The sequence below is a fragment of the Polaribacter sp. genome, from assembly GCF_036480315.1.
In the GTDB taxonomy this organism is placed as follows: Bacteria; Bacteroidota; Bacteroidia; order Flavobacteriales; family Flavobacteriaceae; genus Polaribacter.
The window spans coordinates 15,463-39,343 of the sequence record NZ_JAZGGG010000004.1 but is presented as its reverse complement, the minus strand read 5'-3'; the positions used below and the strand labels follow the sequence as shown (position 1 = coordinate 39,343).

The 23,881-nt window shown below is 29.8% G+C and carries 16 protein-coding genes; 5 read left to right on the top strand and 11 right to left on the bottom strand.

What is annotated here, in order from left to right; translation table 11 throughout:
• Positions 1 to 101: 101 nt before the first annotated feature.
• The 6 genes from V3V28_RS00895 to V3V28_RS00870 form a co-directional block, all read right to left on the bottom strand.
• A complete protein-coding gene (locus V3V28_RS00895; protein ID WP_331363135.1) occupies positions 102 to 731 on the bottom strand; it encodes a phospholipase D-like domain-containing protein in 630 nt (209 codons plus the stop codon).
• The gene (gene ppgK, locus V3V28_RS00890; RefSeq protein ID WP_331363134.1) at positions 731 to 1,477 is read right to left on the bottom strand and encodes a polyphosphate--glucose phosphotransferase; all 747 of its coding nucleotides are present in this window, start codon (positions 1,475 to 1,477) and stop codon (positions 731 to 733) included. The genes V3V28_RS00895 and ppgK overlap by 1 nt, the downstream gene beginning before the upstream one ends.
• Before the next feature lie 10 nt (positions 1,478 to 1,487).
• Positions 1,488 to 2,279, bottom strand: a complete 792-nt coding sequence (locus V3V28_RS00885; RefSeq protein WP_331363133.1) for a TrmH family RNA methyltransferase — start codon at positions 2,277 to 2,279, stop codon at positions 1,488 to 1,490.
• A 212-nt stretch (positions 2,280 to 2,491) separates the two neighbouring features.
• Complete coding sequence (locus tag V3V28_RS00880) at positions 2,492 to 3,793, bottom strand: amidohydrolase family protein (protein ID WP_331363132.1); 1,302 nt, start codon at positions 3,791 to 3,793, stop codon at positions 2,492 to 2,494.
• A 19-nt stretch (positions 3,794 to 3,812) separates the two neighbouring features.
• Entirely contained in the window at positions 3,813 to 6,764 is a 2,952-nt protein-coding gene (locus tag V3V28_RS00875; protein WP_331363131.1) for an amidohydrolase family protein, read from the bottom strand.
• Between the two features lie 96 nt (positions 6,765 to 6,860).
• Positions 6,861 to 7,937, bottom strand: a complete 1,077-nt coding sequence (locus tag V3V28_RS00870; RefSeq protein ID WP_331363130.1) for a DUF3810 domain-containing protein — start codon at positions 7,935 to 7,937, stop codon at positions 6,861 to 6,863.
• Positions 7,938 to 8,075: 138 nt separating this feature from the next.
• Between V3V28_RS00870 and dnaB the strand changes: the two genes are divergently transcribed.
• The 4 genes from dnaB (at position 8,076) to bshA (ending at position 13,197) form a co-directional block, all read left to right on the top strand.
• Entirely contained in the window at positions 8,076 to 9,587 is a 1,512-nt protein-coding gene (gene dnaB / locus V3V28_RS00865; RefSeq protein ID WP_331363129.1) for a replicative DNA helicase, read from the top strand.
• A 146-nt stretch (positions 9,588 to 9,733) separates the two neighbouring features.
• A complete protein-coding gene (locus tag V3V28_RS00860; protein WP_442957510.1) occupies positions 9,734 to 10,918 on the top strand; it encodes an asparagine synthetase B in 1,185 nt (394 codons plus the stop codon).
• A 132-nt stretch (positions 10,919 to 11,050) separates the two neighbouring features.
• A complete protein-coding gene (locus V3V28_RS00855; RefSeq protein WP_331363127.1) occupies positions 11,051 to 11,896 on the top strand; it encodes a transketolase in 846 nt (281 codons plus the stop codon).
• A gap of 167 nt (positions 11,897 to 12,063) precedes the next feature.
• A complete protein-coding gene (gene bshA, locus V3V28_RS00850; RefSeq protein ID WP_331363126.1) occupies positions 12,064 to 13,197 on the top strand; it encodes an N-acetyl-alpha-D-glucosaminyl L-malate synthase BshA in 1,134 nt (377 codons plus the stop codon).
• A gap of 57 nt (positions 13,198 to 13,254) precedes the next feature.
• Here bshA and V3V28_RS00845 read toward each other — a convergent pair whose 3' ends face one another.
• Complete coding sequence (locus tag V3V28_RS00845) at positions 13,255 to 15,090, bottom strand: DEAD/DEAH box helicase (protein ID WP_331363125.1); 1,836 nt, start codon at positions 15,088 to 15,090, stop codon at positions 13,255 to 13,257.
• A gap of 142 nt (positions 15,091 to 15,232) precedes the next feature.
• The gene (locus tag V3V28_RS00840; protein ID WP_331363124.1) at positions 15,233 to 16,621 is read right to left on the bottom strand and encodes a hypothetical protein; all 1,389 of its coding nucleotides are present in this window, start codon (positions 16,619 to 16,621) and stop codon (positions 15,233 to 15,235) included.
• Positions 16,622 to 16,813: 192 nt separating this feature from the next.
• Here V3V28_RS00840 and V3V28_RS00835 point away from each other — a divergent pair, with 192 nt between their 5' ends.
• Positions 16,814 to 18,433 carry an ABC-F family ATP-binding cassette domain-containing protein gene (locus tag V3V28_RS00835; RefSeq protein WP_331363123.1) on the top strand — a complete coding sequence of 540 codons (1,620 nt, stop codon included), beginning with the start codon at positions 16,814 to 16,816 and terminating at the stop codon, positions 18,431 to 18,433.
• A gap of 39 nt (positions 18,434 to 18,472) precedes the next feature.
• Here the strand turns inward: V3V28_RS00835 and V3V28_RS00830 are convergent, their stop codons facing one another.
• From V3V28_RS00830 to V3V28_RS00820, 3 genes are all read right to left on the bottom strand, one after another.
• Positions 18,473 to 21,076 (bottom strand): DUF7619 domain-containing protein, encoded by a 2,604-nt coding sequence (locus tag V3V28_RS00830; RefSeq protein ID WP_331363122.1) that lies wholly within the window; start codon positions 21,074 to 21,076, stop codon positions 18,473 to 18,475.
• 173 nt (positions 21,077 to 21,249) lie between these two features.
• On the bottom strand, positions 21,250 to 22,179 hold the full coding sequence (locus tag V3V28_RS00825; RefSeq protein WP_331363121.1) for a peptidylprolyl isomerase: 930 nt from the start codon (positions 22,177 to 22,179) through the stop codon (positions 21,250 to 21,252).
• 127 nt (positions 22,180 to 22,306) lie between these two features.
• A complete protein-coding gene (locus tag V3V28_RS00820; RefSeq protein WP_331363120.1) occupies positions 22,307 to 23,869 on the bottom strand; it encodes a hypothetical protein in 1,563 nt (520 codons plus the stop codon).
• Positions 23,870 to 23,881: the final 12 nt, after the last annotated feature.

The window sequence follows — 23,881 nt, the reverse complement described above, 5'->3', positions numbered from 1 at the left end:
CATATAGACTATAGAGCCTTAGAAAAGTTTCAATAAATTATTTTATTTAATATAATTTTAACGTTGTGATTTTATTATGAAGTTTAGAAAATTGATTTTATTTAATCAAAACTAATTTTCTTTAAATTACAAAATTGTAATAATAGTTTTTTTGTACCTAAATCAAACTTTATAATTATTTTAGTATTTGGACCATCACCTTCTTTTTCTTTTATTTCCCCTAAACCAAACCTATTATGGTGTACTAAATCTCCACTTTTTAGATTATTACTTTCTTCACTAGAAAAAGCATCTTTTATTGTATATTTTTTCTTTAAAACAGAGCTTTTATTTTGATTAATATAATTACTATAGTATTCATAAATTTTTGAATAATTCTCTTTTTGATGAATGTGTAAGGCAAAATCAATTGAGTATAAATCAGAACTTTCAATTAAATTCATACTGCTTACTATAATAGCTTTTTCATTTATATATAGTTTAGTATGTAATCCTTCAATTTTATATAATTCAACTCCTAATTCATTTAAAAAAGATAAATCTTTATCTTTTATTTCCCTATAAAAAAATTTAATTTTTACTCCTCTTTCTTTTGCTTTTTGTAAACTAATTACGATTTTTTTCCAATAAAAAATATTAATATATGGAGTGACTGCATAAAATTTCTCTTTAGATTCAGATATTAAAGTAGATATTTTTACACCGATTTCGTTTGGGTTGATAATATCCATTACTTACTCTTTTTACTTGCATAAATTGCTGCACCAATAATACCAGCATTGTTTTTAAATTTGGCAGCTTCTACTGGAACATCTACAGTCAAATGCTCTTTAAACTTATCAAATTTTTTGCTAATTCCACCACCCAAAATATACATTGAAGGAGTGTGTAAAATTTTAACATGTTTTAAATAAGCATCTACTCTTTTTGCCCATTCTTTAAGCGATAAACTTTCTCTTTTTCTTACTGAATCTGCTGCATATCTTTCAATAATTTCTCCATTTGTATGGTAAATATGTCCTAATTCAACATTTGGAATTAATTGACCATTATAAAAAAGCCCAGAGCCAATTCCTGTACCAAAAGTAATTACAAAAACTTTACCTTTTACACCTTTTCCTGCACCAAAATTTATTTCAGCTAAGCCTGCTAAATCTGCATCATTACTAACGTAAAAAGTGTTTTCTTCACATTCTTTTTTAAAAAGTGCATCAACCTTTAAGTTCATCCAACTTTCCCCCATGTTACCAGTGTGTTTACACTGACCATCAACAATAATTGTTGGAAAACAGCAACCTACGGGCCCTTTCCAATCAAAATGTGTTACTATTTCTTTAATAACTTTTGCAACTGCTTTTGGTTTAGCAGGTTTTGGAGTTGGTATTCTATGCCTTTCTGTTAATAGTTCACCAGTTAAAGTATCTACTATTGCAGCTTTTATACCTGTTCCTCCTATGTCAATTCCTAATATTTTCATGCTTAATAATTTAAAACCCTCTTTGTCTTTTTGCCTCAAATAAAACTATGGCTGCGGCAACTGATACATTCATAGAGTCTATCTTTCCTTGCATAGGTATGTTTATATTTTGTGTTGCTTTATCTCTCCAAACTTCAGTTAAACCTGTGGCTTCTGTACCTACAACAATTGCAGAACTTTCTGTATAATTTACTTTGTGATACTCATTAGAATTTTGCAATGTAGCAGCATAAATATAAATGTTTTTTTCTTGAAGAAACTTAATAATTTCTTCTGAAGTTCCAACCGCGATTTGGTTTGTAAAAACACAACCAACACTAGATCTAATTATATTAGAATTGTACAAATCACTTTTAGGATTTGCGATAAAAACAGCATCAACATTTGCAGCATCAGCAGTTCTTAATAAAGCACCAATATTCCCAGGTTTTTCTATTCCTTCTGCAATTAAAATTAAAGGTTTTTCATTTTTTAAATGAATGCTATTTAGAGAGAAATCTTTGCTTTTTGTAACTGCAATAACACCTTCTGTAGAATTTCTATAGGCTAATTTTTGATAAACTTCTTTAGATATTTTAATTCTATTTATGTTCGAATTAAAAAGATGTAGTACTTCTTGTTCATCAATTAAATCTTCGAAATATAGTATTGTGTCAAATTCATAATCGGCTGTTATTGCTAAAGAAATCTCACGTTTTCCTTCAATAATAAATAAACCTTGTTTTTTTCGTTCACGAGATTTTTCTTGCAACTTTAGCAAGTCTTTTACATACTTATTTTGTATACTAATAATTTCTTTCATTAAATACAAATATACCTATTTGTAGGTATAGGAATTTATAAAAATAAAAACAATATTTGTATAACACTAATAAAGAACCTTTATAGCTTTCTATGTTATTAAAATTGAGAAAATAAAATAATACACTATGAAAAAGGAAAAGTAAGGTTCTAATAAAATTATTGTTAACTGTTTTGATTGAAAAAGGCTCGCAATTTGCGAGCCTTTTTGGTTTATTTAGTTTTGTATTTGTTGGAGTAACGTTTCCAAAGTTTAGTTTGGTGGGTTTTTAAACTAATTTTTCGACCTTGTATAAAAGCATCAGTTAGAATATTTCCTCTCATATCTAAAGCATCACCTTCAGAAATAAATAGTGTAGCATCTTTACCAACTTCTATAGTTCCTACAAGATTATCTATACCTAAAATTTTTGCATTGTTAGAAGTAATCATTTTTAAAGCTTCCTCTTTACCAACTCCGTAAGCGGCATAGGTTCCAGCATAAAAAGGTAAGTTTCTTGTATTCATTCTTTCCATTTGCCCTTCCATTCCTAAACCAACTGTAATACCTTTATCAATAAGAATTTTAGCATTTCTGTAAGATAAATCATAATCATCATCTTCTCCATTAGGAATTCTGTGAGACCTTTCGATTACTACAGGAATATTATTTTTCACCAATAAATCAGCAACATTTTCTGCCCCATTTGCATGTACTAAAACCAAATTATTAATACCTAATGCTTTCATTTTAGAAACAGCATCTGTAATTTCTCTTTCGCCATTAATATGAAGAAATAATTTTTGAGAACCATTAAACAACCCTTTTGTAGCTTCAAAAGGTAAGTTTTTTGTGGTTGAATTACTTGCTAAATACCTTTTAGCATCACCGAAAAAATCAGTTATTTTAGTAATATTTTCAATGTATTTTTTATCTTCTTTTAATGCAGGATCTTCTCCTAACCACCAACGTCCACGAGTTAAACTTCCTGGCCAATTCATGTGTATTGCATCATTTTTTTTGATGGCAGCATCTTCCCAGTTCCAAGCATCAAATTGCATCACAGAAGAAGTTCCAGAAATGGTTCCTCCACGCGGTGTAATTTGTCCCATTAAAACGCCGTTTGGTCTCATAGATTCAACTACTTTACTTTCTGCATTATAAGCAATTAAACTACCAATGTGCGGTAACATAGAACCTACTTCATCTTCATCATCAGTAGCTCTTACAGCATCTATTTCTACCAACCCTAAAGATGCATTTGCAGCTATAAAACCAGGGTAAATATGTTTCCCTTTTGCGTTAATTACCGTTCCTTGTCTTGCAATTTTCATCATTGCACTACCAACAAAACTTATTTTTCCATCAGCAAACATAATGAGTGAGTTTTTAATCACTTCTCCGTTTCCTAAATGTGCAGTTGCGCCTTCAATAGAAAAAGCGGTTGTTTGTTTTGGCGCGGGTGTTTGTTGTGCAGTAATGTTTCCTAAAATGAATAAGAAACATAGCAAACTATATATAAATTTATTTTTCATTTTGTTTGTTTTTAAGTTCTTATTCTGAATCACAGTGAAAGTTTTGGTTACGTTTTTTGGTAGGCATTTGTGTTTTACCACCGTTCATTTTTTCATTAAGCATCATTTTTAACAACCTACTTTTTTCAGATTTAATTGCTTTTCTTTTTTCTAAATCAGCTTCAATATCAAAATAAATAGTACCATCTATAATTGTTTTTTCTGCTTTCGCATAAATTGATAAAGGATTTGTGTTCCATAAAACAACGTCTGCATCTTTCCCTTCTTTTATAGAACCTGTTCTACTATCTAAATGTAATAATTTAGCAGGATTAATCGTAACCATTTTCCATGCTTCTAATTCAGACATTCCGCCATACTTTATGGTTTTTGCGGCTTCTTGATTCAATCTTCTAGACATTTCTCTATCATCAGAATTTATAGCAACTGTTATTCCTTGGTTTGCCATAATTGCAGCGTTGTAAGGTATTGCATCTAAAACTTCATATTTATAAGCCCACCAATCAGAGAAAGTAGAAGCACCAACACCGTGTTCTTTCATTTTATCAGCTACTTTATATCCTTCTAAAATATGTGTAAACGTATTAATATTAAAGTCGAATTTCTCTGCAACTTTCATTAACATATTAATTTCTGATTGAACATAAGAATGACAAGAAATAAAGCGTTCTTTATTTAAAATTTCTGCTAAAGTTTCTAACTCCATATCTTTTCTAAAAGGTTTTCCACTTTTCTTTAAAGCATTATATTCTTTAGCTCTTTGAAAATAATCGATGTAAACTTGTTCAGTTCCCATTCTAGTTTGCGGAAAACGGATGTTATTATTTGCACCCCAATTAGATTGTTTTACATTTTCACCTAAAGCAAATTTTATATATTTAGGAGAATTTTTATAAAGCATTCCTGCCGCATTTTCTCCCCATTTAAGTTTGATAATTGCAGAACGACCACCAATAGGATTTGCAGAACCATGTAAAATTTGAATAGAAGTTACACCACCAGCTAAATTTCTGTAGATGTTCATATCATTTGGGTTAATAACATCTTCTATAGTTACTTCTGCTGTTGAATTATGTCCTGCTTCATTTACGGCAGAAGTTGCAATGTGTGAGTGTTCATCTACAATTCCGGCAGTTAATGTTTTACCAGTTCCATCTATTACTTTTGCACCTCTAGCTTTTAAGTTTTTTCCTATTTGAGAAATTTTCCCATCTTTTAAAAGCACATCCGTATTTTTCAAAATTCCGTTTTCTTCACTCGTCCAAACGGTTGCGTTTTTAATTAAAATTGTTTCTTGTTGCGGAACTGTATAATTTCCATAACCAAGATTCGGATAACTAATTGGTAAAATTGTTAACGCATCTTCCTTCTTTTTATCTTCTTTTTTCTTTTTATCTCCTTTTCTAACTTGTTTAGAAGCAGACCAATTAGTTTCAGTTCCTGCTTCATCAAAAGCTGTTCCTTGCATAACATTAGAAGCATTAATTACTTGTCCTGTTAATCTTGTAAAACCAGCATCTTCATTAATGGTTAAATGAACCCAATCATCTTTAAAAGAAAATTTAGACTTCACTTTTTTATCTCCCATTTTTAATGAACCTTTTTGTTTAGCTCCTTTACCAGAAATAGAAAGTAAATAATTTTTATCATTAACACGCAACATATAATCACCTTCAAGATTTCTGATGTTCATATCATTAATGACATTTTTATCACCTTGAACCCAATTTTCATAAATGGTAGTTTTTGCGTCAAAAACATCGCCAGAAGTAATAATAAAGTTAGCATAACTACCTTCATTTAAATTTCCAATATTAGTTTTACCTAACATTTCTGCTGGTTTTGTAGTTAAAGCTTCTAATGCTTTTTCTTTACTAAAACCATATTTTATAGCTTTCTGTAAGTTTGAATGAAAAGAACTAACTTTTTTTAAACTATGCGTTGTTAGGGCAAAATTGATTCCGTTTTTATCTAGAACACTTAAATTAGAAGGTTCTTGATTCCATTTACGCATATCACTTAACGCAATGTTTTTTGCAATTGTAGGGTTGCTAACATCGTAAGCAACTCTAAAATTAATTGGTATAATTAAGCTTGCATTTGTTTTTTTGATATCATTAATTCTTTCAAATTCATCTCCACCACCAAGAATTGTGTATTGAATTCCGAATTCGTCTCCAACTTTATCTGCTCTTAAAACATCTAAAACATTTCCTCCATCAAAAATTTGAAGTAAGTTTTTATTGCTATTCAAAGCTTCTAAAGAAGCATCTTTATTTTTTACATTTCCGTCTGCATACCATTTTGCATCTAAATACATTTGACGCAATAATGCCATTGTACCCATTCTTGAAGTTGGGTAAGATTGACGAGATAAAGCACTTTTATTGAATGATAAGTATTGTGCAGATTTGTTATCTAAAATTCTATAAGCGTCAGAAGAATTAGAGTTTAGTGCAACCAACATTCCATTTCCACTTACAATTCCATCATTAAGATGTGTATTTACTACACCAAAACCAGCTTTTAATAAATCGGTAGCTTTTTTACTGTCGAATTTAAAAGAATCTCCTGCTTCGGTTTCTGGTCTAATATGATCATTCCAATAAAAACCAGTTCTACCAGCATCATATTGTGGTGCTCTGCTATTTGAAGAAGCTTTTTTCGGTTTCGCAATTCCAAAATCAGAATACATATCAATAAAAGAGGGGTAAATTGTTTTTCCTTGTAAATCAATTGCTTTTGTTCCTGATGGAATTTTTACAGATCTACCGATTGAAACAACTTTACCGTCTTTAATAAGTAAAGTTCCTTTTTTAATAATTTTTTGTGGAGTTACATAAATAGTGGCGTTTTTAAGAGCAACCATTGTGTTTTTAGTAGTTTTTACTCCAGTATTTGTTGGAAAATAATCTTGCGAATGCAAGGGAATTGACAACAAAAACAAGCAAAATAAGAGTAGTTTTCTCATAAGTTTGATTCGTTATTTGAGTTAATTGGTCTAAATTTAATTAGAACCAATTTGTAAAATGTTAAAAGAAGTTAATTTAACATAAATTTAAGAAACTTAAATTTCTTTGGAAGTTTCAAAATAAGTGATAAATAAATCAACCACATAATTATAAGATTCAATTCCTTTATCTTGTTTGTTGGCTTTTAAATATGCATTATAACCTTTTTTTACTAGCGGCTCAAAAGGGTTTTTATATGCTTGCCAAAATTTATAACTAGCATTAAAGTCTTTAGAAATTCCTTTGTTTACAGTTCGCCAAAGTTCTTTGGACAATTCCTTATCACGTTTTCTCATTTCAGAAATACAATAACCAAAAGCCATTCTATAACTTGCGTATTTAAAATAAATATCTTCATTATAATTAGCGGCTAAAAAGCCAACAAAATTAGCTTCATTTTCTGCTGCAAAACCTATTTGATGTGCCATTTCATGACAAACCGTTGTTGGGTAGCTTGTTTTAGGAACTTTATCATTTACTTGAGCTTCACCAGTTAACGGATTTAAATAACCAGCAGTACTATTATACGTTTGTAGTAAGCTCATTAAAGAACTTTTTACAGATCTATATTGATATTTTAATTGTGGAAAATCTTCGGATAAATTAGTATAACCAGAAACTGCCATTTTGTACATTTTCTTTTGTTGATATTGATTTTCAACTTTTAAAGTATCATTTTGTGTGATTTCAAATTGATAATAATTCAGTTTTTTAATAATATGTTTTGTAACATTTTTAAGTTGTTCTGTAGTATATTTTTGTTGCTGATAGTTTAAGTTTTTTGCCAAAGGTTCTCGGTAATAATTTAATCCCCAGAAAAGATAAAAGCAAAAATAAATGACAGAAAAGATGGCGATTAAGTGAACAATTTTAGATATAAAATTTCTAAATTTTGTTTTTATCAACCTGTATAAAAAACGAAGAAAAACAAACAAACCAAAAGCGAGTAACAAATCCCCAACAGAAAAAGGAATCCAACCAAGAATGATTCTAAAAAAAGAAGAAATGGTTGGATAAATTCCGTTTGAATAATAATGCTCAATAAAAGCAGGGTTTTTTGCAACAATTTGCATTAATAGCATTTGAACTGGCAATAGTATTGCTAAAATAGTATGTCTTTTATTCCATTTCATCTTTGTAAAAATAACATTTCATTTTGGAAGTTGACTGGTTATTAACAAGATAATAACAATTTAGTTTACAATAAATGTTTACAAATTAAAGTTGGAATTTAGAAAAAGCATTCAACCTAAAAAAGTACATTTGTAGAGATGGAAAAAACGACACCCGTAGCTGGTAAAAAGATAGATAAATCAAGATTAATTAGCCTTGAGAAAGGGAAGATTCCGCCACAGGCAGTAGAGTTAGAGGAAGCTGTGTTGGGTGCAATGATGATTGATAAAAAAGGAATTGATGATGTAATTGATGTTTTAAGTTCAGACGCTTTTTATGATCAAAAGCACCAAGAAATTTATGCTGCAATTTATCAACTGTTTCAAAATTCTGAACCTATTGACCTTTTAACGGTATCCAATTTATTAAAAAAGAATGGAAAGTTAGAGTTTGTTGGTGGAGATTTTGCTTTAATTCGTTTAACCCAAAAAGTAGCCTCTTCTGCGCATATCGAGTTCCATGCAAGAATTATTTTACAGAAATACATTCAACGTAAATTAATATCAATTTCATCAGAAATTATAGAAAATGCGTATGATGAAAGTACAGATGTTTTTGAGTTATTAGATGATGCCGAGGCAAAACTTTTTGAAGTTACCCAAGGAAACTTAAAGAAAAGTTCTGAGGCTGCAGGTTCACTTGTAAAACAAGCATTAGCGAAGATTCAAGAAATTGGTAATTCTGAAGGAATGTCTGGTTTAGAAACAGGTTTTACTAAATTAGATGCATTAACTTCTGGTTGGCAACCGTCTGATTTAGTTATTATAGCTGCACGTCCTGGTATGGGAAAAACGGCATTTGTAATTTCGATGGCAAAAAATATGGCAATCGATTTTAATCATGGTGTTGCAGTATTCTCTTTAGAGATGTCTTCTGTTCAGTTAATTACACGTATGATTTCTTCGGAAACAGGTTTAACTTCAGAAAAATTAAGAAAAGGAAATCTAGAGCCACATGAATGGGAACAATTAAATGTAAAGGTTAAGAAATTATCTGATGCGCCTATTTTTATTGATGATACGCCGTCTCTTTCTGTTTTCGATTTACGTGCAAAAGCACGAAGATTAGTATCGCAACATGGAGTTAAAATTATTGTAATTGATTATTTACAATTAATGACTGCTGGTGGAAAAGCAGGAGGAAATCGTGAACAAGAAATCTCTATGATTTCTAGAAACTTAAAAGCATTAGCAAAAGAATTAGAAGTGCCAGTAATTGCACTTTCTCAATTATCTCGTGCGGTAGAAACGCGTGGTGGATCTAAAAGACCTTTACTGTCTGATTTACGTGAATCTGGTGCAATTGAGCAAGATGCAGATATTGTATCGTTTATTTTTAGACCAGAATACTACGGAATGACAGAATGGGATGATGATGAACACACACCGTGTGAAGGACAAGGAGAATTTATTGTTGCAAAACACAGAAATGGTGGTTTGGATAATATTCGTTTGAAATTTACAGGTCATTTAGCAAAATTCTCTGATTTAGAAGAAGGTTTTAGTTCAGAATTTCAATCTTCTATGAATGCAGATTTCCCTGAAGATCCTTTTGCAGGTCAAGCTGGAATTGATCCAAAAGATGCTTTTGGTGATGATGTTCCTTTTTAAATACTAAAGAATTTATAAAATTTTAGAAATACACAATTGCTATTAAGTAATTGTGTATTTTAGTTTTTGATATGAAAAAACTCTTAGCAATTCTAGCATTTCTATTCATTTCTAACTCAATCTGGGCATCTTTTATTTATGTGCCAATGAGTAATGATAATCAGAAAAATCACTTAAAAGCATACGGAATTGTATTTTACTCTTTAGAAGTGGGTTTAAAATCGAAATGGTTGTTAAACTATGATGGAGGCGCTTTTTTAATTGAAAATAACAAAATTGTAGAAAACGAATGTAAAATTCGTGGAGTTTCTTATCAAGTGATTTCAGATGCAAGATCGCAATTAATATTACAAGAAATTGCAGCTCCGTCTTCGAATCAAGATGCAGTAACTTTAGAAAAAGCCCCAAAAATTGCGGTGTATTCTCCAAAAGATAAAATGCCTTGGGATGATGCTGTAACGATGGTTTTAACCTATGCAGAAATTCCTTTTGATGTAATTTACGACAAAGATGTTTTGGAAGATAAACTGCTAATATATGAATGGTTGCATTTACATCATGAAGATTTTACTGGTCAATACGGTAAATTTTATGGTTCATTTAGAACAGTTCCATGGTATATTGAAGGAAAACAACGAGCAGAAAAATTGGCTACAGAACTTGGTTATGATAAAGTGTCTGAAGAGAAATTAGCAGTTGCTAAAAAAATTAGAGATTATGTAGTTGGTGGTGGCTTTATGTTTGCCATGTGTTCAGCAACAGATAGTTTCGATATTGCACTTTCTGCTGAAGGGGTAGATATTGCAGAAGCAATGTTTGATGGTGATGCTTCAGAACAAAATTATCAAACTAAAATAAATTATAATAAAACATTTGCTTTTAAAAATTTCAATTTAGTTAGAAGTCCAACTACATATGAGTTTTCTACAATAGATATGACAAGGAAACGTAAAATACCCAAAACGTCAGATTACTTTTCTTTGGTAGAGTTTTCTGCAAAATGGGATCCAGTACCAACAATGTTAACACAAAATCATACAACTTTAGTGAAAGGTTTTATGGGGCAAACAACTTCTTTTGATAGAAATACCGTAAAAACAAATGTTTTGGTTTTAGGTGAAAATAGAACAAATAGAGAGGCGCGTTATATTCATGGAACCAAAGGAAAAGGAATGTTTACTTTTTATGGAGGTCATGATCCAGAAGATTATACACACAGAGTTGGTGACCCAAAAACGGAATTAGATTTACATCCAACTTCACCAGGTTATCGTTTAATTTTGAATAACGTCCTATTTCCTGCAGCAAAGAAAAAGAAGCAAAAAACATAAGTTTTCAAGCTTAATAATATACTTTTTATTGAAATCTATCTTTAATTGTTAATAACCCGGTTTATTGCTCATAAATAATCTTGTTAATTGCTTTTAAAAAAATTACTTTTGTTATCAAATTAAAATAACAAAATGCCAACAACACAGCAATTACAAGATTTTACACAACAAGTTCGAAGAGATATATTAAGAATGGTACACAAAGTAAATTCTGGGCATCCAGGAGGGTCTTTAGGTTGTGCTGAATTTATTACTTGTTTATATCAAGAGGTAATGGAGTATTCTACAGACTTTACAATGGATGGTAAAAATGAAGATTTATTCTTTTTATCAAACGGACATATTTCTCCTGTTTTTTATAGTGTTTTGGCTCATAGTGGGTTTTTTCCAGTAGAAGAATTAAATACTTTTAGATTATTAGATTCTCGTTTACAAGGACACCCAACAACACACGAAGGTTTACCTGGAGTAAGAATTGCTTCTGGTTCTTTAGGTCAAGGAATGTCTGTTGGTTTAGGAGCTGCACAAGCTAAAAAATTAAATGGAGACGATAAAATCATATATACTTTACATGGTGATGGAGAATTGCAAGAAGGTCAAAACTGGGAGGCAATTATGTATGCATCTGCAAAAAAAGTGGATAACATTATTTGTACAATTGATTTGAATGAAAAACAAATTGACGGTACGACTGATGAAGTTTTAGCAATGGGAAGTTTAAAAGCAAAATTTGAAGCTTTTGATTGGACTGTTTTAGATGTTAAAAAAGGAAATGATGTTGAAGCTATTTTAGCAGGTCTAGCAGAAGCTAAATCATTAACAGGAAAAGGAAAACCAGTTTGTATTTTATTACATACAGAAATGGGGAATGGTGTAGATTTTATGATGCATACACATGCATGGCATGGTAAAGCACCAAGTGATACCCAGTTAGAAAATGCTTTATCTCAAAATCCTGTAACTTTAGGAGATTATTAATACTGAACTTATTTTAGTACCTTATTATACAAGCCTACAATTTAAATTGTAGGCTTTTTTTATGTTTTTATTTAGATTTCAAGTGTAAGAATAAAGGTATATTTACAACTAAAGATTCATATTTGTTAATCTTTTAATTTAAAATCATTTAATCTTTCAATAATTATATGAAAATAGGAATTGTTTGTTATCCAACGTTTGGTGGAAGTGGAGTAGTAGCAACAGAATTAGGAATGGCTTTGGCTGATAAAGGTCATGAAGTGCATTTTATTACATACAATCAACCAGTTAGATTAGATTTTATTTCCCATAATTTACATTTTCACCAAGTAATTTTAGAGGAATATCCCTTATTTCAATATCAACCTTATGAGTTAGCTTTATCAAGTAAAATGGTAGAAGTAGTAAGAAAACATGAGTTGGAGGTTTTACATGTTCATTATGCAATTCCGCATGCTTATGCAGCATATATGGCAAAACAAATGTTAAAAGAAAAAGGTTTAGACGTAAGAGTTGTTACTACACTTCATGGAACAGATATAACTTTAGTTGGTAGTCATCCAACGTATAAAACGGCTGTAGAATTTAGTATAAATAATTCTGATGTTGTTACTGCGGTTTCTAATAATTTAAAAGAAACTACAAACAAACTTTTTAATATTAGAAAAGATATTAAAGTTGTCTATAATTTTATCGATGTAGAAAAATATGCAGCTGCTGGTGATGAAGAATGTAATAGAATTGCAATTGCAAAACCAAACGAAAAAATTTTAACACACGTAAGTAATTTTAGACCTGTTAAAAGAGTTGAAGATGTGGTTAAAGTTTTTTATGAAGTAAATAAAGAAATTCCTTCAAAACTATTAATGATTGGTGAAGGGCCAGAAAGAGCAAAAGCAGAAAAATTAGTAAAAGAATTAAAAATCTCTGAAGATGTTTTCTTTTTAGGAAATAGCACAGAAGTTGCAAAAATATTATGCTATACAGATCTGTTTTTATTACCATCTCAAACAGAAAGTTTTGGTTTAGCAGCTTTAGAAGCAATGGCAGCAGGTACTGCTGTAATATCTACAAATACTGGTGGTTTACCAGAAGTGAATATTCACGGAGAAACTGGTTACTTAAGTGATTTAGGAGATGTTTCTGATATGGCAAAAAATGCAATTTCAATTTTAAAAGACGATGTAACTTTAGCGTGTTTTAAACAAAATGCAAAAGAGCAAACAAAACGTTTTTCTTTAGAAAATATTTTACCTGTTTATGAAGATATTTATAAATCGTGTTTTAAAACAGAAGTTTAAAACATAAAAAAAAGCTCAAATAAATGTTTGAGCTTTTTTTTATATATTTAAAGAAATCTAACTTTCTTTACGTTTTCTTCCGAATCCACCAGAAGACCTTCTATCTCCACCAGAGCTTCTGTTTGATCTGTCTGGTCTATCAGAAGAACGTCTGTCTGATCTTCCTCTACTAGAATCTCCACCTCTAGAAGAACCTTCAGAACTTCTACGTCTTCCAAAACCACCTTCTTTCTTACCTCCAAATGGTTTTCTTCCACCACCACCTCTTCTTCCGCCACCAGAACGTTCTTTCTTTGTAATTTCTATATTAACAGAACGTCCATCAAAATCTGGTTGATTAGCTGCAAATGCTTCTAATGTTTTGTCTTCGAAATTTTTATCAATTTCAAAGAAAGAAAAAGTATCTAAAATATCTATAGAACCTATTTCTACTTTGTCACCAATATTTTGTTCGTTAATTAACCCAATTAGTTTTCCTGGATTTAAGTTGTCTTTTCTACCAATATTAATAAAAAAACGAGTCATGTTCTCATCAATAGCTCTAGCTCTAGAATTTTCTCTAGAAGATAGATCGTTTAAATCTTTAGAGTTTTCATAATACTTTAACATGGTATTAAATTCTAAAGAAACAAACTTTTTAATTAATTCTTCTCTATCTAAAGATTCTAATTTCTCGAAAATAGTAGGTAAGAATTCTGCCATTTCAGATTCATTTACTTCCGTATTTTGAACCTTATCGATTAAGTTAACTAATTGATTTTGTAGAATTTCTTTACCAGAAGGCACTTTACCTTCTATAAATTTCTTCTTAATAATTCTTTCTATCTGTCTTAACTTTCCTTTTTCTTTTCCGTTTACTAAAACACAAGAAATACCCTTGTTACCAGCTCTACCAGTTCTACCACTTCTATGTGTATAGTTTTCTATTTGATCCGGTAATTTATGATTTAATACGTGCGTTAATTCAGTAACGTCTAATCCACGAGCGGCAACATCTGTTGCAACTAATATTTTAATTGTTTTTTTTCTGAATTTACCCATCACAGAATCTCTTTGCCCTTGAGATAAATCTCCGTGCAAACAATCAGCATTATAACCATCTCTAATTAAGTTGTCTGCAACTTCTTGTGTCTCTCTACGAGTTCTACAAAAGATAATTGCGTAAATATCAGGATTTAAATCTGCTATTCTCTTTAAAGCTGGGTAACGCGTTCTTTCAGTAACAGAATAATATTCATGCGTTACGTTTTCTGAACCTGCATTCTTTTCACCAGAAGTAATTTCTACTGGTTTAGTCATATAGTTTCTAGCAATTGCTTCAACTTCTCTAGGAAAAGTTGCAGAAAACAATAACGTTTGTTTTGTTTCTGGTGTTGCTTCTAAAACTTTATCTAATTCGTCTTTAAAACCCATGTTCAACATTTCATCAGCTTCATCTAAAACTAACCATTGAACGTTTCCTAATTTTAAAGCTCTTCTTTTTATTAAATCGACTGTTCTACCAGGAGTTCCAACAACAATTTGCGAACCTCTTTTTAAAGATCTAATTTGATCTTCCATACTAGAACCACCATAAACTGTAGTTACTTTAATACTTGGTAAATATTTACAAAAGTCTTTAATATTATTACCAATTTGAACTGCTAGTTCTCTTGTTGGAGATAAAATAATAGCTTGTACATTACCATTATTCTCATCTAAAAGCTCTAATATTGGTAAGCTAAAAGCAGCAGTTTTACCTGTACCTGTTTGTGCAAATGCTTTTAAATCGTCTGTTGAAGAAATAATTTGTGGAATTGCTTTTTCTTGAATAACAGTTGGTTTTTCATATCCTAAATCTGTTAATGCTCTGTTGATAGGTTCTTTAAGACCTAGTTCTAAAAATGTTGACATACTGTGATTTTTGTAGATTCACAGAACGCCCACCTGCAAATCAAATTATAAATTTCGACTTGATTTTTTATTGAGTAACCTCAAAAATAAAACCGTGCAAAGGTACAGTAAATTAAATAAATGGAAAGAGTAATGTTGACTATTACTTTTCACTTAATTCTTTAAGTTGAAAAATAATATTCTTTGAAGAAATAGAAGCAAAACTATTTTTTATGATCCCTTTTTTACTAACAAGAATAGTTCTTGGCATTTTACTTGTTAAAAAATTATTTGCTTCACTTTTTGTGTCAATAAAAAATTGATTTTTAATATCTAAATTATCTATTCTATCTAAAGAGTCATAACCAAATTTTAATTGTAAAAACTGAATTTCTGGAAACTTTTCAGATAAATATTTAACTCTTGATGAAATGTAGTTTTTAGAAAAATATTCTGGATTCCAAAAGAATAAACAAGATTTTTTGTTTTTTATAATTTTACTTATAGAATGATTGCCATTTGTAAAATCTATCAAAGTAAAATTTGGAATTTTTGTATCTTTTTTCAAGTACTTACTATCATTAAGTAATAATCTTACTTGTTTTAAATCCTTCTTATTAGCACTTAAATCAAAAAATGTATTAAAGACTTTTTCATCTATATTACATGTAGATCTTCTATAAAAATGGCCAATAACGGTTTGTTTTAAGAATGCATTTTTTGATTCTGGAGTACAAACTGTAGCATCTATTGTTTTTAATAAATCATTTGTAAAGTTGGTTGAATACTCATTTGTCATTGGTTTGTATCCTAGCGAATAAGTGATGTTATATAAATAGTTTTTTACATATTGAGAATATGCACTGTAATACATTAAAGAATCTTTGTTAATGGTAATTTCTTTTCTATAATTATAGAAATCAGTATCCGTTTTAGGAAATTCTTTTGTTTTCGAATATTTAGTATATACAATTGGGTACCTTTCTATTCTTGAATAAATAGGATATGTAAGTGCGACTTTTAACAAGCTTTTAAAACCAAAAGTTTCTTCTGGATTGTTTTCAATATAATTATTATAGGAATCTATTTTTAATTGAATCAAAGAATCTGTCTTCCTTTTAAATTCTTTAGGTTCTAGCTTGTTGAATTTATAATTTGTTTTGTAATCCTTTTCTTCTTCTAAAAAACAATCAATTAAAACATTATTTCTTTTGGAGCCTTTACCTGCAAAAACCAAAGATTCATCAAAATCCCAAGTATTTAAACGAAGCATTAAACTATCTAAAGGTTCTAAATAAATGTATTGATTCTCATTACCGTGAATAAAATAATACAAACCTTCATTAAAATTCTCTAACTTACCTATAAATTTATTATTCTTATCTAAAAATAGTGTGTCTACTATTTTCTCCATAGAATGTAACGTAACAAAATTAGATTTTGGGTTTATAATTTTACCACCAAAATAAGTTGAATTTTCTTCATTTGAAGTACAGCCAACAAAAAGAGTTAACGTTAAAAATAGTGTGTAAATGAGTAATTTTTTTATCATATAGTTTTAAGGACTCAATGTAGCTTTTTTACAAATTTAAGTATTAGATGTAGTTTCTCTTGTTAATTCGTTGTTAAATAAGTTCTAAATTATTGCTTAAAGTTTTAATGTTTTTTCTTTAAAACGGTTTGCAATCACTATTAAAAAGAAAAATCAAATTCGTACTTTTGCACAAAATTTAAAAACTATAGTATGTTATCAGTTTCTAACTTATCTGTGCAATTCGGAAAACGAATTTTGTTTGATGATGTAAATACCAAATTTCAAACAGGAAACTGTTATGGAATTATTGGAGCCAATGGTGCCGGGAAATCCACATTTTTAAAAATCATTTCAGGTGTTCAAGAACCAACTTCTGGACAAGTTCATTTAGAGAAAGGGAAAAGAATGTCTGTTCTTACACAAGATCATTATGCTTTTGATGAATATCCTGTATTAGAAACAGTTATAATGGGTAACAAAGAACTGTTTAAAATAAAAAAGCAAATAGATGATTTATATGCTGATTATACTGATGAAAACGCAGAGAAAATTGGTGAGCTTCAAATAATTTTTGAAGAAATGAATGGTTGGAATGCAGATTCTGATGCTGCTATTATGTTATCTAATTTAGGGATTTCTGAAGACATACATTATACATTAATGAAAGATTTAGATGGTAAACAAAAAGTACGTGTATTAATCGCACAAGCACTTTTTGGAAACCCTGATGTTTTAATAATGGATGAACCTACCAATGATTTAGATTTTGAAACTATTGCTTGGTTAGAAAACTTTATTGCAAATTTTGATAATTGTGTTATTGTAGTTTCTCATGATAGACACTTTTTAGATGCAGTTTGTACACATATTTCTGATATTGATTATAGTAAAATAAATCATTATTCTGGTAATTATACTTTTTGGTATGAATCTAGCCAATTAGCAACAAGACAAAGAGCACAACAAAATAAAAAAGCAGAAGAGAAAAAGAAGGAATTGGAAGAATTTATTCGTCGTTTTTCTGCAAACATGGCAAAATCTAAACAAGCAACTTCTCGTAAAAAAATGATCGAGAAATTAAATGTTGATGAGATTAAGCCCTCTAGTAGACGTTATCCAGCAATTATTTATAAAAGTGATAGAGAAGCAGGAGATCAGATTTTAAATATTGATAAATTAAGCAAAGAGTTTGAAGGAGAGAAATTATTTGATAAAGTACACATCAACTTAAATAAAGGTGATAAAGTTGCTGTAATTTCTAAAAACTCTAGAGCAGTAACAGCTTTTTATCAAATTATTACTGAAAATGAAAAAGCGGATACTGGAGAATTCGATTGGGGAGTTACAACAACACAATCATATTTGCCGTTAGATAATTCAAGTTTTTTCCAAGATGGAGAATTAAATTTAGTAGATTGGTTAAGACAATACGCACAAACAGAAGAAGAACGTGAAGAAGTTTTCTTAAGAGGGTTTTTAGGAAAAATGATTTTCTCTGGTGAAGAAGCTTTAAAGAAAAGTAATGTTTTGTCTGGAGGAGAAAAAGTACGTTGTATGTTGTCTAGAATGATGATGAAAAGAGGAAATGTTTTAGTTTTAGATGAACCTACAAATCACTTGGATTTAGAATCAATTCAATCTTTAAATAATTCATTAATCAACTTTAATGGAACTATTTTGTTTACTACTCATGATCATGAGTTTGCAAATACTGTTGCCAATAGAATTATAGAATTAACTCCAAAAGGAGTTATTGATAGACATTCTACTTTTGACGATTATTTGTCTGACCCGAAAATTAAAGAATTACGAGAAAAAATGTATTCTTAATATAAAAAAAAAGGAAGCTATTTAGCTTCCTTTTTTTTGTTAATCATTATCGTGATTACAATGTCTTCCGTGTTTGTTTCCATGATGTCCATTTCCATGACCATGTCCTTTTCCTCTTTTCTTTATAATTAGTTTTTTATGAATAACTTGTTTTTTAGATTTTATTTTTAAGAAGTACCTTCCTTTTCTTAACCAACCAAAGTCAAAAGTATTTACTCCTTTCTTTAATCGATGTTTTAATACTCGTACTCCGTATTTATTTAAAACAACTAGTTTACCTTTTAGATTCACTTTAATATTTGCAAATCGTTTTGTAGGATTTGGATATACTTTTACTCTTAAATCTGGAATTTCAGGTATTATTGGTTCTTCAATTTGAGTGGTATATGTATTTGTAATTACAGGAGGATTGTAATCAAAATAAATATTAGCTGTGTTTTCTATAACATCACCAATAGCAAAAGTACTTTTTGGTTTAATTTTATAATAAATCCAACCATGACTTCCTAGTTCATTAGAAGTACTATCTGCTAAATGAATGTTTTCAAAAATAAAATCTACTTTATTATCATCTGTTACAGAAATTCTATAATTATGGCTTGCTGTAATTGGCTGAAAACTATCCCAATCTAAATCTGCATCTAGTTCATTTTTTACAACAATGTTAATAGCAGATGCAGTTCCTGTATTTTGAAAACGTATTCTATAATTTAGAAAATCTGAAACTTGATTTTCATTGATGAAATTTCCTTCTAGTGCAATAATATCATTTGGGTCATAAGAACCAATAGTTATATCATTATAAATAACAGTATTATCGGTAGAATTTGCATCGCCAGTTGTTGGGTTTATTGTACAGTTATAAGTTAATACATCTCCGTTGTTTACTGGGTTTGTTGGATCTGTAGGTCTGTTGATTTCAAAAGTAACATCAATAAAATTCTTTTCGAACGGATATAAGTTGGTGTAATTCCAGCTTAATGAATTTATAGTTTGTGTTACCACTGTTTCTGAAGCACCAATGAAAATTTCCTTTAAATCATCAAAAGATAGATTAATATCTCCACTTAGTATTGTTGAACCTACATTTTCATAAAATATTCTAACAGTAGTTTGAAATCCGGGTCTAGACTCTGTAATAGGTAAAATACTAACTTTAACATCATCCACCTGTGTATTTGCAGTTATACAGAAATCAACAACTTGTGTTGCACCAGAACCCGTAAAGTTTACATTTTGAGTTGTTGGTGTAACGGTAAAGAAACTAGGGAAGTTTGAAAAGATATCTAACGTATTATTAGCCTCTTGAGTATATAATAAATACTGCCCATTATTACCTGTAAATGTAACATTAGAAGTATTTGTACTTGTATTGGTGAGTTTTGTATTTATTGATTTTCTATCTAAAATATCACAACCATTTGCATCAAGATCAAATGATACAGTTCCTGTAATTGTGTTTGAATTAGTAGGAATAAATGAACAAATATCTGAATAATAAGATTGAGTATCTTTTCTTGTAAAAGTAGAATTTGCTTGAGCAATATCATCAACACAAATTAGATTTAAATTAGGATTATTTCTAGCATCAAACCAATTTGATGTAATCGAAGAATTATTTCCATTCTTTATATTCAAATTTGTTAATTGGTTATTGTTACAATATAATTTATTCAAATTAGTTTGAAAACTAACATCTAAAGTTGAAATTTGGTTATTGCTACATGAAACTGTTGTTAAAGCTGTGTTTGAATTTAAATCTAAATTAGTTAATAAATTACTATTACAATTTAGAGTAGTGATTGCAATATTTTGTGTTAAAATTAGATATGATAAAGAATTATTTCTACAATCTAACCAAGTTATTCCAGAGTTTTGAGTTAGGTCTAAATTGGTTAGTTGATTTTGATAACATTTTAATGTAGTTAAAGTGGTTGTGTTTGGTAATGTTAAACTTGTTAAGCCGTTATTATTACAAATTATACTTGAAATTGAAGTGTAAGTTGAAGTGTTTAAATTACTTATTTGGTTATAAGCTACATTTAAAGTTGTTAAACTGTTTGTGTTTGGAAGAATTAAATTATTAATATTATTGCCTGAAAAATTGATATCTGTTAATGATGTATTTGCAGATAAATTTATTGATGTCAAGTGATTGTTAGATGAATTAACTTGTGTTAAAGTACCTGCGTTTGGTAATATTAGAGATGTTAACCCTCCAGGATGTCCCATGTAATTTATGTTACTAGAACAATTTAAACTTGTTAATTGGGTAAGAGCTGATACATCCAAACTGGTTAAATCGTTATCTGAACAATTTAATGAGGTTAAGTTTGTAAATGCTTCTATTCCTGTAAAGTCATATATACCTTCAAAAATAAAAATGCTTCCACCATTAAATGGATCATTTGGGTCTGGCATCATTTGTTCATCTCTATGATGGTTAGAAATGTTTAAAACTGTTATAGCTTGTGCTTCTTGGACGGAAATTTGTCCATCAAAATTAGTGTCTATTCTAGGAGAATAACTAATTAAAGCTTGTTTGAATTCAGGGTCAGGAATATTTACATTCTGACTTAAAGAAGCTAATGAAATGAAAATAAAGAATAATAGTAACTGATTTTTTAGTAAAAGTGTTTTCATAGTTATTATTTTTAATTTAATTCAAAAGTATTATTAATATGAAATAATTATATCAGGAAAATCACCCTTAACTATAAAGTAAAACACTAAAATTATTTGTTATTAAAATAAAGAACAAAAAAAAGCTCTTGAATTTCAAGAGCTTTTTATAAAATAATAATATTTTATGTAAATTATTTTACATCCATTAATTCAACATCAAAAATAAGTGTTGCATCTGGTGGAATTACACCTCCAGCACCCGCAGAACCATAACCTAAATTAGAAGGGATTACAAAACGAGCTTTATCACCCACTTGTAATAACTGAATTCCTTCATCCCAACCAGCAATAACTTGACCAACACCAACATTAAAATCGATTGGTTGTTTTCTTTTATAAGAAGAGTCAAAAACAGTACCGTCTAATAACTGCCCTTTATAATGTACAGAAACACCAGCGCCTTTAGTTGCTTGTTTTCCATCACCTTTTTGTAAAATTTGGTAACGTAAACCACTTTTAGTTTCATCATAACCAGCGGCAACAGAATCTAATAATTCTTTTTGTTTTGCTATTTCATCAGCTTCACGCTTTTCTCTAGATCCTTCAAAAGTTCTAAACGCTTCAATAGCATTAAAAGCTTCTGCTTCTGCACCAACTCTAATGATTTCCACTTTCATATCATCTCCTTGTGCAACTGCATCAACAACATCTTGGCTATCGATAACTGTACCAAATACGGTATGTTTACCATCTAACCATGGAGTAGGAACGTGGGTAATATAAAACTGACTACCGTTAGTTGCTGGACCTGAATTGGCCATTGCTAATTTTCCTGGAGCATCATGTTTTAAATCTGGGTGAAATTCATCATCAAACTTATAACCAGGGTTTCCTGTTCCTGTTCCTTGTGGGCAACCACCTTGAACCATAAATTCAGGAATTACTCTGTGGAATTTTAATCCATCATAATAAGGAGTTCCTTGATCTTTTGCCGAGTTCTCTAAATTTCCTTCCGCTAAAGCGATAAAGTTACCAACTGTTCCTGGTGCTTTTTCATTTTCTAATTTTACTAAAATCTCACCTTTTGGGGTAATGAATTTTGCATAGATTCCGTTATTCATATTATTTAATTTTACTTTATTGTCTCCTCGAGCGCAGTCGAGATGTTTTAATTATTTATTAGTTATCGACTGCACTCGAACTGACATTCTTATTATTTATTGTTACTGAAAACAAATTCAGAATAAATTATTTTTTTGAATTTAAAATTGAAAAAGCATAGGTAAGTCCAATATTGATATTTGATGAATTTACGTTTCCAAAAGGGGACCACATTTGTCCGCCAGCAATATGAAACGAAAGATCATTGTTTACATGATAATTTATACCAATTGTTGGTCTTAATAACACACCTTCACCAGAATCTACACGCCCACCACCAGCAACACCACCAGATAATTCTAAAAATGTAGAAAAATTATCATTTAAAAATTTATTAGATTTAATACCCAAGCCAAAGATACCATGTGCATAACCACCAGATTTCCCTAGATAAGCAAAAGAAGCTTCAGCCGCTACATAAAACCTGTGATTCAAATCATATTGAGCTTTTAGAGCAATTAACTGCAAGTCACTAGCAGGAATTCCAAATTTAGCAACATCAAAATATGATTGATTTTCCACAACTATTTGTACACCTTGAGTTTTAATTTCTGTTATTTTTTCATCAGAAAAAGGGTCTTTTGTTCCGCCACTTAAACCATAATACTTTAAACTAAAACCAGCAGTATATGCTTCAAAAGTACCGCCAATAGATCTATGATAACCACCATGAGCGCTTACTCCAAATTTCTTTGTAATTTTAACATCTGCTCCTATATTTGGGTATATTGTTAGTCCATTTTCTGGATAGATTCTTCCACCAGCAGCTCCAAGACCAAATTTACCAAATAAGTTTACATATCTAGTTTCTACAAAGTTCTTACCAACTCCTAAAAATAAATCCATAAAACCAGCAGTTAAACCAGCGTACATAGCATCTACATGCGCATAAATAAAAGTGTTGTTTGTTAAGTAACGTTGATATTCAAAACCTAAAACAGATAAGGTGTGATCTATAGCTTTGTATTTTGGTGTTGTACTTGCATCTGTTCTAGAATCACCAAAAGGAAAGAAATAATCAAAAGTCATTTGTTGTACGCTTTTTACAGCTGGTTTCTGCCAAAACTCATCTTTAGAAGTACTGTCTACAATAAATTTTTCTTGTGCATCTGCATAAGAAACGGTTCTTAAAGTTGTCGGTATTTCAACAAAAAAGGAAACATTATCGTTTTTTTGAATTCCTGTAAAAAAGTTAACATATCCATATTGTACACCAAAAGAGTAGCCATTTTTCTTGTATTGTAATCCTGCATTTGGGTAAATAATTCCGCCACCATTGACTAAACTTCTGTAACCACCACCACCACCAAAATGGATATTTGCATCAAAATATAAGTTTTTATAGATTTGAGTATTTACACCTAAATTGACTCCTAAAGTAAATAAACCACCTTGATCTCCTGTTACAGCTGTATGAAAACCAGCACCAGTATAGAGCCAATCATTTATTGGAATGTTGTAGTTTACTCCAACAAAACCCATTGTTGGTTTAAGACTATAACTTACTTGTTCATCTGGTTGATGAACCAAAATATAATTTACTCTAATACTATTATGTAATTCTTTACCTTTTAAATTTGATAAATTTTTAGACTGTGAAAAAGCTTGAAAACAAGATAATGTAAAAACTAAAAAAAGTATTTTTCTCATAGTATTATTTTT